Genomic DNA, 12,770 nt, shown 5'->3' with positions numbered 1-12,770 from the left:
CTTCCCCTCCTAACTAACAAAAAAGCAGAAAATCGAAGGTTACGATTTTCTGCTCGTTTCAATCATCAATTAAAAACCTAATAAGTCTTAGATTCTAACATCCATAAATGACTTAGTGCTCCCTGATGATCTGGCACTTCTTTAACAATGTCTGTTAACATTTGTGTTGCCTTCTCATAATTTTTCAAGCCAATATTTCCTAATGCCATCAAATAACGACAGTACGTTTTATTTTCTTGAGTTAAATCACGTTTAAAGACCACTGTTTCAGGCATCGAAACGGCAAAGTAATCATAACTTACTTCTTCAAAGATATTGATTTCTCCATAACGGATCAGTTGATGGAACCATTTTCGAGCGTCTTTCTGATTTCCTAATTTTTCTTGAGCTAAGCCTCGATAAAGAATTGAATCAGCTGGCTGATCATAATAATATAAAACACTTTCTGGCTCACTCGTACCAAGAGCTGCTTTTTGATAATATTCTTTAGCTCGCTCTACTTTCCCTTGTGCTTCGTAAATTTTAGCAATATAGTAATCTGATAAATTATCTTGAACGTTCGGTAATTTTCCTTCACCTAAGTTTTCAGGATAAACTTGAGATTGTTTCAATAAGTCAATTGCTTTTTCTGGTTCAGTCGTCATTAATTCTCTCGCACATTCGATTAAGTTAAACATGTATTGGCCAGAAACTTTTCCTTCTCCACCTTCCCATGGATGGAACTGTCTTGCCATCATCAAATCGTATGCTTTGGTAAATTCTTTTTGATTATTTAATAAAGAGAGATACGTAACAAATAAATCATCACGATCTTTCGTCGTTTCTAAGTGTTTTTCTAATTCAACTAAACGAGACGAAATAGATTCTTGACTAACTTGTGCCAAAATATCTTTCTCTAATAAAACACGTCCATCAGTTGGATCTAAATCAAAGGCACGGCTAATCATTTCTTTAGCTTTAGCTAAATCATCCTGGCGATTATAGTAAGCCATTGATAAGTTTCTAAAGACTGTTGGGAATTCTGATATCTCTTCTATTGCTTGTTCCCAAAGTTCAATCGCTTCTTCATAACGTTTTTTATCGTAGAAAAGATTTCCTAAATAATACTTAGCATAGCCTGATTCATTTGGTAATAAATCAATCGCAGTATTTAAAATCGGGATTTCCATTAATTTATTCGGGAAACAATAGTCTGTCGAACCCGCTTCACCCAAGCGAACACTATTCTTAGCTCCTTCAACATCTCCTAGATGACGTTTAGCAAAAGCAGCATAATAATGAGTCAGTGGACTACTTTGTGGTGCATGATTTAAAATAATAACTGCTTCTTCATACATTCCCCATGCGATATAATCTAAAGCAAGTTCTAAATAGTTGTTAATTTCGCCGCGCATCACACGTTCCCAGTCATACGTTTCGTCTTGTAAGAACTGCTCAAAGTGAAAACCTAAGTATAGTGGATCAATGTCTAAAACAGATGCAAAATCATTGGTTTTTTCTAAATGACGTTGTGTTGCTAAGCGTAATTGTAAGGCTTTCAAGTGATGGGCATTACGGATTAAACTTTGTTTGACTTGTTTCAAAACTTCATCCCATTTTTTTCGTTGCGCTGAAATCGTAGCTAATTGATAAAATGCAGATGATTGTGTATCTTCATTCCATGTTGCTTTAAAAAAGCTGTCAATCGCTAAATTTGTTTGTCCCAAACGTAACTGCGCTAATCCTTGGTTAAATAAAGGCTCGCCATAATATGGATTTGGTGATTTCCACGTTTGTTTTTTCACAGCACGATTGAAATATTCTAAACTTTCAGCAATCAAACCACGTTTATATAAATGTAAACCATACCCATTATTTAAGCGAATATCTTCTGGGTCACGTTTTAACCCTTCTAAGTAATAGTCAACAGCATTCAAGGTGGCATGACGATATTGTTCAATATGAGTTGCCGCTAAAAATAACTCTTCTGTTGTTTTTAATTTTTCTGGTTCTAGCAAAGCTTCAGCTGGATCTGGTAACTCATTAATTTTTTCTTTAACGCCAACATATTCAACAATAATTTCATTATCAGTATTAACCAAAGTAATTTTTAAATCTGAGTTCATCTCAGATTGAGGACTTGTTAATTTACCTTCATAATAAGTCGCTGGATCTAAATCAATTTTTTCTTCTAAAATAATGTCATCCAAGTGAGTGATGATTAATCTTAAGTTGGCTTGTTTACTCGTTGTATAGCAAGCATAAACTAACTCTTCACCCTCAATTTCTAAATTAACTGCGCCATCAATTGTCGCATTTTTAACACGGCCAACGCCTTTATACGGCATGAAGTATTGTTGGAATTCCTTTTCTTCAAAAGGTCTTAACCAAGTGAAGTCTGGTTGATTATCTGTAAAGACTCCCGTCATTAACTCGACATAAGGGCCATCTGAATCCGTTAAATTACGATCCCAAGCCAAACCAAAGTCGCTATTTCCCCAAACCCATTGCTTTTTCCCTGGTGAAACATGGTGGTTGGCCACATGAAGTAAACCAGCTTTTTTCTCTTCATCATAATTTCCAATAAAATCATAATCAGAGTGATGAGCCATATACGATGTTGGAACTTTTATATTTTTATAACGTGAAATATCAATTCCATCCGAATAATCATATTTGTAATACGTTCCTGTTGCAATTGGAAAATCTGAAACTGCACGTTTTCCATGGTCCATTACCGCATGAACATCTGGCGGAAAAATTGATGCTGTGTGATCATTTGCAGGTACTGCCGGGTTCGCCCACCATAAGAAAGTTTGCGGAGTATCGGTTAAGTTGTTAACTTTTCCAGTAATTTCAATATACGCTTTATCTGGATAAAGTGTAAAGCCTGCCATCCCTTTTGTTCCATACATTTTATCAATTTCACTTACCCAAACTGTTTTACTACCATCTTCATTTTCAACAATCTTATATTCTGTTGGCATATAAGTCGACGGACGGTGGTGTTGTGGCCAGTTAAATTCAATTCCTCCTGAAATCCAAGGACCAATCAAACCGACTAGAGCTGGTTTAATTACATGATTATAATAAACAAAATCATAATCATTAGTTTTATCGTATGCTCGTTGGATACGTCCACCTAATGTTGGTAAAATAACAACTTTCAAATAATCGTTTTCTAAGGTTACAGAAGGATAGTCCACATCCACTTTTTCATCTAAAATCTTCTCTGTCATAGCATGTGGATAAATTTTACCACTGCTTCCTTGATAAACTCTTTTTTCAAAGAACAATGGATTCTTATCTGGTTTAGCAGTCAAATAAGTTGGCATCGTTATCTTTTTTTCAATTGTCGTAACATGACCTGTCATTTTCTCATCTCCCTAATGTTTTGTTACTCTTATCTTAAGACGAAAGCGGGTACATAAACATAGGATATCTTCACTTTTAATGGATTATTTTGCACTATCATGCTAAAATAACCCTAAAAGGAGGGAAAAAATGCTCTCAATTAAAAAGAAAGATGGCTTTAAAGATGAACGCCATATTATTGTTTCAGATACTTACTCCGAACAACTTAACCAACTGCCCTTAACACAGGGAACAACCATTAAAGAGATGGGCTACTATCCAAAAGCGAAGTATCACTACCGTGAACGATATCATGACTTAACAGATTTTATTTTAATTTTTTGTTTAGATGGTGAAGGAGTTGTATCCTTAAATGGCTCAGGCACTTATCAATTAAAACGTGGCGATATTTTTTGTATCCCCAAAAACATGGGACATTATTATTATAGTTCTGAAACAAACCCTTGGTCGATTCTTTGGGTGCATTTTGATACTAAAGTACCCGAAACTTTTCAGCTTGAGCGACGTTTACTTACTCAAATTTCCTCTCCAGAAAAAAACCATTGGATTCAAGATGATTTTATTAAACTTTTTGACATCTCAGAAAAAAGCAATGACTTTGAAACAGCTCTCTGTGCAGTACAACTCTTAAACACTTTACTCGTTGAAATTATCTTTTTAAAAGATGAACTTCAACAAGATAAACAAAATCTTTACCTCGCTAAAAGCATTAAATTTCTCAATAAAAATCTGAGTAAAACGTTAACCTTACAAGAGATGGCGAATCATTTAAACATCTCGCAAAGTTATTTAAGTTCCATTTATAAAAAATATTTGCATAAATCCCCGATTGAATACTTTAATGAAATAAAAATCGAACAAGCTTGTAAATATCTTAAAATGAGTGATCTTAAAATTTACGAAATTGGTAATCAACTTGGTTTTACCGATCCTTACTACTTTTCACGAGCTTTCAAAAAAAATATGCACCTTTCACCTAAGGAATACCGTCAAAAATATCGCTCCAGTTTATAAAAAAGAGCGTAAGAGAATGAATGTCTTCATTTCCTCACGCTCTTATCTATTAAAGTACTTCAAATACTTTGATATCTAAGGCTGCTAAAGGAGTGGCAATCACTTGATTCTGGAACTGAATTTCTTTTTCACCGGTCAGATGATATTCCTTTAATTTCGCTGTTGTTTCATCTAACTTACAAGTAATTTGATTATAGTTTTCTGAAGAAAAGTTAGCGATGATATAGTAACTCCTACCCGCTTTAACATAATGGAACATATTAACGTATGGCATATCTATCGTTGAGACCACCAAACGTTGTGCTGTTTCTTGCTCCAATAGTACTTCTCTAATCATTTCTTCTTTGAAGCTGATGTATTGACTGTTCCAGCCATCTTTTTCATCCCAAGCTAAAGGTAAAATAAAACTATTTTTAGATCCGGCACAAACAATCCCTTCCTCTTTATCGTACTCATTAAAAGCTCGCGAAATGACTGTTAAATCTTGCTCGTCATAAGTAATATCTGCAAAGTCTCCTGTTTTTTGCATCAAGGTCATTCGAGCTTCTTCTACACCACAGTAGCTTCTTCCATTAGTGACTTGTTCATACGATTGTTTGCCTGAACGGACTTCTTTCCATTCAAGTCCTTGGATTCCAACAAGATGCCCTAACTCTTTTTCAACTAAAATACTTGCAGATTCTCCATCCATTAATATAAAATTCTCTTGATAGAGATGAATCACTTCCTCATCAGATAGAGTACGCAAATACTGACCTGAAACGGCTACAAATTGATTTTTTATCGAAAAATCAAACTGTGCTGGGATAACACTGAAACCAAATGAACTTAATAACTCTAGCCATGAATCATCATGAGCTATCAATTCTTCTCGTTTTAATCCCTCTTTGGTTTCAACCACATAAGAGGCTTTAGGTGCATATAAAACGTGAATCCCTTTTTGTTCTGAAACTTTCAAATCAAGAGCATTAACTTGGCTTAAATAAGGTTTTACCTCCGCCAACATCTCTTGCAAATGATATTCATGAACAACCCCTGTCCCCATCATATCGAACAAGTTCATCGTTGTTCCTTTTGGATGTAGCATTAACGAAGTCATCAATTGAAATTTAGAAAAATGATTTGATTTCGCATAGCGTGAGTACATGTAATTTTCTAACTCAGGAAACAGCTCTGCTTCATCTTTTAATAAATCAGCTGTCACTCGACTGATACTATTAAAACCTTTGCTATATTCTTTCGGTGTTACCTCATTGTAAGATGGCAAATGAGGACGAGCGACGAATGGTTGATTGCCTGAGAGAGCTTTAAAAATTCGGTCCCAATCCCGACCTTCTGTTGTGTGTTGATCTGGTTGAGATGTCATTAATGATAGTTTTGTTTTTGGTGAAACGCCATGAACCGCCTGCTCAATCTTACTCACTAAATCAATCATGGTTTGTTTGGCAATCTCTAAATAGGCTAGACGCTCAATTGTTGGTTTTCCTGGTTTTAAAATCGCACGAACTAGTTCTTCACGAGTAATACTGTCATTACCTAAGCGTTGACGATATTCAGCCATATGTTTTTCACAGAAACATCCCCATTGAACTGGTTTATGATTAAAATGACGTAAATCATCTTCTAACCAAAGATAATCAGGTTCAACTTCAGCATACATTGCATAAGTCTTTGCTAAGTAAGCTTGAAAATTCGGATCAAAAGGACAAGCCACTGCTGTTGCTTTTAAGCCCGTTGCATCGACCATCGTTTCAAAACCGAGTGTTCCATTTAAAACACGACCGCGATCCCCATGCATTAAAGTAATCCCTGGATTCATTGAAAAAGTGATATCTCTTGCTGCTAAAAATTCTTTTAATTCAGCAGATAATTCTAACCATTCTCGTGTTTCATCAAAAGTAAGATGGCCACGACCAATTTCCTCATGATTGATAAAAAAGTTAATATCATCAATCTTAGCCCGTTCACAAAAGTAAGCCAAATCAGCTAAACGTTTGGTATTATCTCGACCTAAGGCTAGCGCATATCGCAGCGAATACATATAACTCATTATTAAAAACTCCTTTAACTTTCTTCTATTTTGGTAATAATTGGCAACTCCGTAAAATGTAATTCTTCTTGAGAAATTCCTTCTGTTTCAAAAATAATAATTTCATTCGTACCTTCTTTTAATAGAGGTGCTGGTACATATAAAGAATGGATTGGCCCCACTTCCCAGTAACGACCTAGATTAAAACCATTAATAAACATAACACCTTTACCAAAGCCCCGACAATCAATAAACGTATCTGCTTTTTCAAGAACTTCAAGTTCAAATTTATGGAAACCGGGTCCTGCCGTATATTCTTTTGAAAAGTCGACAGCTGAAATATCTTCCAAGTCCAAATTAAAATGCTCCCAATCTGAATGGAAATGCAAATCAAGCATCACCCCATTACGAATCCCTTTGCTTTGAGTCGGTGCGATTAATTTAGAACCATAGTTCACACGTCCCATATTTTCAACTAAAATATCCAATTGGTTGTCTTGAGGTTTTTCTAAATCCAACGTAAACTCTGTACCAATTTCTTTTTTAAATTGTGTTATTTTTTCTTCTTCATTTAAATAAATCTTCACCCGATCACTCGCTTCAATCACACGTACTTTATCAACTTGACGAGCTTTGCCGATATTCGCACGATAGAGAATGTAACCATACCCTTGATTTAGTTTTTCCATTGGTAAAGGCCACTTATTATAAATAGGCTTAGATAATGACTCTAAAGTATTAAATAAAGAAACTGACGCCACATGTTTAGCTGTATCGTACGCTTTTTTAGGGTGATTCTTAACAGTGATCTCATTTGATCCTGTAAAAACTTCTTTAAGTAAACTATATTTTTCAGTCACATCTCCCCACTCAGTCAAAGGAGCATCATAATCATAAGAGGTTACTTGATGTAAATCTAACGTCCCGCGAGCTGAACATCCATTCATAAAACCAAAATTCGTTCCTCCTTGGAACATATAAAGATTTAAACTTCCTAAATCATACATTTCTTTCACAGCATCACGTAATTCTAATGGATTTCGTTTAATCACTGGTTCGTTCCAACGATTAAACCAGCCATCCCAAAACTCCATGCACATCTTTGGAGCAACAATTCCTTTATCCTCCATAAATTGAGTCAAGTTAGCGATATTTTCTTTTGCTCGTGAGCCAAAATTACCTGTTGGGAAAACATCTTTCCCTGGTAAATATCCTGCTTCTAGTGCCTCTTCCCAAGCACCATCTGAAGTAAAAATAGGAACTTCAACCCCTAATTTTCTCATCAAGTCATAGTGGGCTTCCAAATATTCTTTGTCATTACCGTATGACCCATATTCATTTTCTAACTGGAATAATATAATGGGTCCCTTTTTCGTCCATTGTAAAGGAGTCAGTAATGGTAAAAGTTGCTCGAAATAACGCTCGACATAAGCCATAAATTTAGGATCACTTGAACGAATACGACAGTCTTTGGTTAACAACCAATAAGGTAACCCACCAAACTCCCATTCTGAACAAATATAAGGAGATGGACGCACAATCACATATAAACCAAGTTCTTCGGCCAACTTTACAAATTTCACTAAATTATGTTGATATGACGTAAAATCAAACACGTCTTCCTCTTTCTCATGGAAATTCCAAGGAACATAGGTTTCAACGGCATTACAACCCATTTCTTTCAATTTTTCTAATGAATCGTACCAATAATCTTCAACAATTCTAAAATAATGAACTGCTCCTGAAACTAATTTTACTGGTTGACCATTGATCATAAAATCCTCTGTTATTTTTATCGTATTCATAATTACCCTCTCCTAAACAATATGTTAATATATTAAGTTAAACTTAATATACCATAGAAAATAATCGACTACAAACATTTTTGTAGGTGACACTTCATATACTAAGTGGTACTATATAAGTAAATAAGACTAAAAAGGAGTTTAAGTATGGCAATCCCTAAATATCAACAAGTCAAAAACGCGCTACTTCAAAAAATTGTGAGCGGTGAATTTGAACCTGGTGATAAATTTTATAGCGAATCTGAATTAATTGAACTCTTCCAAGTTAGCTCAATTACCGTCATTCGTGCTTTAAAAGAATTAGTGAGTGAAGGATACTTATATAGTGTTCAAGGGAAAGGTCGTTTTGTTTCGAGAGGAAAATTAGGTCAACCTGTTCGATTTACTGATGTGGATAAATTCCCCAATGAAGATGCCGATGTCACTACCCATGTCATCAGCATCACTGAAATTAACGATGATACCATTCGTAAAAAACTTAAAATTGATACCAATAAAAAAATCTACTGTTTTGAAAGACTACGAAAAAGTAACGGTATTCCTTTCTTTTTACAATACACTTACCTTTCTTCTGATTACGTCAAAGAAGAAGATCTTAAAGATCCCTCTAACTTTATTTCGATTTACGATAAGATGAGGCGTGATTATAATTTTCATTTGACTACTTCACCTTCAGTTGAATACTATGCAATTCAATTTCCAACACCTAAAAGAACGGCTCAACTTTTACAAATTAGTGAAGATTGTCCGACAAGCTTTGCTAAAAGAACGACTTTTCTTAATGACATTCAAGTCGTTGAATACATTGAAAGTTTTAAACGTTGGGACTATTATGAAACTAAAATTGAAACCATTTAAATTTTTATAGATTAAAGGTTGGCTTATCTTGTCATTCGATAAGCCAACCTTTATTTTTTTATCCTAATTTTTCTTTGATGTACGCTGCTAAGTCCACGCTGTTTTCTTTTGCTTTTTCTAAGTCAAAAGCTTCCCCCAACATTTCACTATTCAAATAAGCGATAATCATCGGCATACTCATTCCTGCATATGCTTCAATCGGTTCCCCAGACATGATTTTATTCGTTAGAACATTAGCCGGCGTTCCCCCTAAAAGGTCCGCAAAAACCACATAGTCACCGTCGGTTCCTGATACAACCGCATCAAATTTCGCTGCAAAATCACTGCCTTCTTCATCTGGCAATAACGAAACTGTTTTCAATTGTTCTTGTGGTCCTAAAATCATTTCCACACTTTCTTTCAAGCCTTCACAAAATGAGCCATGACTGACTAAAATCATTGTTTTCATGTCTTTTCCCTACCTTTGTGTTTTAAATTTATTTGCTAATCACACCTAATGCTGATAATGCTACTGATACAATTAAAACGATAAAGATCACTTTTGTTGAAGTCATTCTCTTACGTCCTAATAAACTATAAACCATTCCGACAATCGCTAGTGGAACCAAACGAGGTAAGATCATATCTAAACTGTTTTGGATATCAATCGATAATTCTCCGATTTTTGGAGCCCATGAGATATGAACATTGATCATTGTTGCGATTAAAGCGCCAACCATGAAAACCCCTAAAACAGTAGCTGCATCTGTGATTGCAGTCAACTTACTTTGCATCGTTGTTACTAGTGAAACCCCTTCTTTATAAGCAAATTCTAATTGACGCCATCTGAAGTACATTACTAAAACGTTCGCTAGCACCCAAATTAACATCCCGACGGGATTACCGTTCACTGCCATGTTGGCTGCGACTGCTCCAAAAATTGTTGGCCATAATGCGCCAAAGATTGAGTCCCCAATAGCTGCGAAAGGTCCCATTAAACCTGTTTTTAAACCGGCAACGGTTTCTTTCGCGTCCACTCCTTCTTCTTCTTCAATTGCTAAGTCAATCCCTGTCACCAAAGTATTCAAGAAGTTACTTGTGTTGAAGAATTGCGTATGTGTTTTCATCATTGCTTTTAACTCAGGCGTATCATCGCCATAAATTTTACGTAATTGTGGCAAAATTGTATAAAGATAACCTGATCCTTGCATTCTTTCATAGTTCCAACCCAACTGAAAACCCATTAAACTTCTACGGTTAATTTGGTTAAAATCTTTTTTAGTTAACTTATATTTAGAGTTCGTCATCTTCGATTTCCCCTTCCATTGAATCAGAGATAGTCAATCCATTTGATGTTGCGACCGGTGTTTCAATTGCACGTTTGTACTGGAGATAGGCTAAAGCAAAACCAATCAATGCGATACCTAACATTGGTAAACCATTTAAGATTTGTGTGAAATCTTTTGATAATGTACCCACTACCCCACCAACAGCTTGAATGTTTCCAAAGACAGTTGTTAAGAGAGCCGTAATTACAAAGCCTAAGATTAAGTAAGCAATGTGTTTTTTAACTGGTAAGTAACGAAGTAAAATCGCAAAACCGACAGCTGGTAAGATAGCTCCTGCAGTTGATAGACCATCACCTAACCATTTCAAATCTGTATTTAAATAATGTACAACTGTATTGACAGCTTCGCCACCAAATGCGATGGCTAAGAAAACAGGAAGGGCACGAGATAAACTCCAAGATAGTGCACCCATTAAATAATTGCGTTCAATTTTTTTGTAATCCATATTTTCAACTTGTTTATCAATTTGGTGAGCGAAATAAGTATTCGCAAAACGACCTAAAATATCCATTTGGATCATTAAACTTGCGACAGGTACTGCAATCGCTGCGATAGCTTGTTCTGGGTTCATCCCTAAACCAACCGAGAAGACCGTTGCTAAAATCGTTCCTGAGTTGGCATCAATTCTTGACGCTCCCCCAAATGCCCCAACACCAAGGATGGTTAACTGCATACTTCCTCCGATGATTAGACCGGCGGTCATATCCCCCATGACAATTCCGGTAAACAAACCAGCAAAAACAGGCGAGCCTGCACCAGAGTAAATCGTCAATTCATCTAAAATTTGATACCCTGCGTATAATGTGATTAATAAAATTTGCCACCATACTATTTCCATTTGTTACACTCCCTTAGATTATTTTATTTTTTTAATAATTCCATAAAACTACTTTCATTGTCTGATGGAACCATTTGATGAATTAATTTAACACCTTTGGCATGAAGCAATTCAAAATCTTGAACGTCTTGATCTAAAACATTGACTGATTTAGTAATTGTTTTTGAACCATCCACACGTGACATGTTTCCGACATTAACCACCTCTAACGGCATACCAAGTTCGACTAATTTAACCAAATAGCTTGGTCTTTTCACAACAATGAGCACTTTTTGCGAATCATAGCGTCCTGCTAAAAGATTAGTTGCGGCTTTTTCAGGTGTTAACACACTAAGTTTAATACCGGATGGTGTTGCTAGTTTTAAACTGTTTTTTTCGATATCACTAGTCACGACATCACTGTCAACAACCATGACTCTTGTAATTCCTAATTTAGGAACCCATAAATTTGCGACTTGACCGTGGATTAAACGACCATCAATTCTTACTCCTGTAATCATTAATAATTCCTCCTTATGAAATAGTTAATGCCAGATGTTATGTCAAGATAACATCTTAATATATTAAGTTCCTTAATAATATCATAAGTCTAAAACGTTTACAATTATTTTTTAGATAAACTTAATATTATAAGTCACTTTTTATTATGATATAATTAACTCACCTATTGAAAGGAGAGACTCATGAATTATATCTTCCATTCGAACCGTCTTTACAGTTCTATTTCATTATCAGATTTCCAATATACTTATGCTGATTTAGGTTGGACTTACGAAAAGCATCGTCACCCCTACTATGAACTTTTATTTTGTTCTTCTGGAGAAATACTTCAAAAAGTCGGGTCTCATACTTATCATCTTTTTCCTGGTGATACCTTAATTATTCAAGGCGGTTTCTTTCACGAAACTGAGATTATTGCGGATAGTGAATTTCTAGGTTTTCATTTCGATATTGAGAACCATGAAGTCAATCGAGCCATTCATAGTTCGCATAATATCCTTATCCGAGAAAAAGACTATCCTAATATTTCAAAGATCATTGTTAGCATCATTCAACAATTTCAACTCAATCGAAAACATCTTGAACTTGATAATGAATTCGATGTGTCTATTTTTGAATTAGAGCTGAATGCTTATATCACTTTATTATTAGCAAATGTGGCTAAATTTAACCAAGAACAAGAACAAAATCAAAACCAACGATTAAATCAAAATGAAATTTATTTAGCGTCAGAAATTGTAGAAATTATTAATACAACCACTAAAAGTGATTTAAAAGTACAGACGATTGCTGACAGACTTCATTTACATCGAACATATATTACTAATGTATTTACCAAAGTTTACGGAATGTCGCCCAGAGATTATATTTTAAGTGTTCGTTTAGAGAAGGCTAAGGAGTTATTATTAACCACTGATTTAACAATGGATGATATTTCTGAACGTTTAGATTTTTCATCTGCTAGTCACTTCTCAACCTTTTTTAAAAAACAAACACAGATAACACCCAGTGCTTTTCGAAAACGAAATTTTTCCTTTTGATTT

At 35.1% G+C, this 12,770-nt stretch carries 10 protein-coding genes; 3 read left to right on the top strand and 7 right to left on the bottom strand.

Translation table 11 applies throughout. The features are described 5' to 3' along the window. Positions 1 to 77: 77 nt before the first annotated feature. Positions 78 to 3,353 carry a DUF5107 domain-containing protein gene (locus tag ACTJFD_RS05060; RefSeq protein WP_442260039.1) on the bottom strand — a complete coding sequence of 1,092 codons (3,276 nt, stop codon included), beginning with the start codon at positions 3,351 to 3,353 and terminating at the stop codon, positions 78 to 80. Between the two features lie 130 nt (positions 3,354 to 3,483). Between ACTJFD_RS05060 and ACTJFD_RS05055 the strand changes: the two genes are divergently transcribed. Next, positions 3,484 to 4,368 carry a helix-turn-helix domain-containing protein gene (locus ACTJFD_RS05055; protein ID WP_442260037.1) on the top strand — a complete coding sequence of 295 codons (885 nt, stop codon included), beginning with the start codon at positions 3,484 to 3,486 and terminating at the stop codon, positions 4,366 to 4,368. Positions 4,369 to 4,417: 49 nt separating this feature from the next. Here ACTJFD_RS05055 and ACTJFD_RS05050 read toward each other — a convergent pair whose 3' ends face one another. Both ACTJFD_RS05050 and ACTJFD_RS05045 read right to left on the bottom strand, forming a co-directional pair. Then, a complete protein-coding gene (locus ACTJFD_RS05050; RefSeq protein ID WP_442260035.1) occupies positions 4,418 to 6,418 on the bottom strand; it encodes a hypothetical protein in 2,001 nt (666 codons plus the stop codon). A gap of 14 nt (positions 6,419 to 6,432) precedes the next feature. After that, positions 6,433 to 8,202: a glycoside hydrolase family 35 protein gene (locus ACTJFD_RS05045; protein ID WP_442260034.1), complete on the bottom strand. Its 1,770-nt coding sequence runs from the start codon at positions 8,200 to 8,202 to the stop codon at positions 6,433 to 6,435. A 147-nt stretch (positions 8,203 to 8,349) separates the two neighbouring features. On the opposite strand from ACTJFD_RS05045, the gene ACTJFD_RS05040 reads away from it, so the two are divergent. Beyond that, on the top strand, positions 8,350 to 9,060 hold the full coding sequence (locus ACTJFD_RS05040) for a GntR family transcriptional regulator (RefSeq protein WP_442260032.1): 711 nt from the start codon (positions 8,350 to 8,352) through the stop codon (positions 9,058 to 9,060). A gap of 58 nt (positions 9,061 to 9,118) precedes the next feature. Here ACTJFD_RS05040 and ACTJFD_RS05035 read toward each other — a convergent pair whose 3' ends face one another. The 4 genes from ACTJFD_RS05035 to ACTJFD_RS05020 are packed head-to-tail and all read right to left on the bottom strand — an operon-like array spanning position 9,119 to position 11,726. Then, positions 9,119 to 9,508, bottom strand: a complete 390-nt coding sequence (locus ACTJFD_RS05035) for a PTS sugar transporter subunit IIA (RefSeq protein WP_442260030.1) — start codon at positions 9,506 to 9,508, stop codon at positions 9,119 to 9,121. 28 nt (positions 9,509 to 9,536) lie between these two features. Further along, positions 9,537 to 10,346 (bottom strand): PTS system mannose/fructose/sorbose family transporter subunit IID, encoded by an 810-nt coding sequence (locus tag ACTJFD_RS05030; protein WP_442260028.1) that lies wholly within the window; start codon positions 10,344 to 10,346, stop codon positions 9,537 to 9,539. Then, entirely contained in the window at positions 10,333 to 11,226 is an 894-nt protein-coding gene (locus tag ACTJFD_RS05025) for a PTS mannose/fructose/sorbose/N-acetylgalactosamine transporter subunit IIC (RefSeq protein ID WP_442260027.1), read from the bottom strand. Before ACTJFD_RS05025 ends, ACTJFD_RS05030 begins: the two co-directional genes overlap by 14 nt. 23 nt (positions 11,227 to 11,249) lie before the next feature. Beyond that, on the bottom strand, positions 11,250 to 11,726 hold the full coding sequence (locus ACTJFD_RS05020; RefSeq protein WP_442260025.1) for a PTS system mannose/fructose/N-acetylgalactosamine-transporter subunit IIB: 477 nt from the start codon (positions 11,724 to 11,726) through the stop codon (positions 11,250 to 11,252). Between the two features lie 183 nt (positions 11,727 to 11,909). Between ACTJFD_RS05020 and ACTJFD_RS05015 the strand changes: the two genes are divergently transcribed. Then, positions 11,910 to 12,767 (top strand): helix-turn-helix domain-containing protein, encoded by an 858-nt coding sequence (locus ACTJFD_RS05015; RefSeq protein ID WP_442260024.1) that lies wholly within the window; start codon positions 11,910 to 11,912, stop codon positions 12,765 to 12,767. Positions 12,768 to 12,770 lie beyond the last annotated feature (3 nt).

Source organism: Vagococcus sp., assembly GCF_052102835.1.
Lineage (GTDB): Bacteria > Bacillota > Bacilli > Lactobacillales > Vagococcaceae > Vagococcus.
The sequence above is the reverse complement of the archived record's forward strand: the minus strand, read 5'-3'. Positions and strand labels throughout refer to the sequence as shown.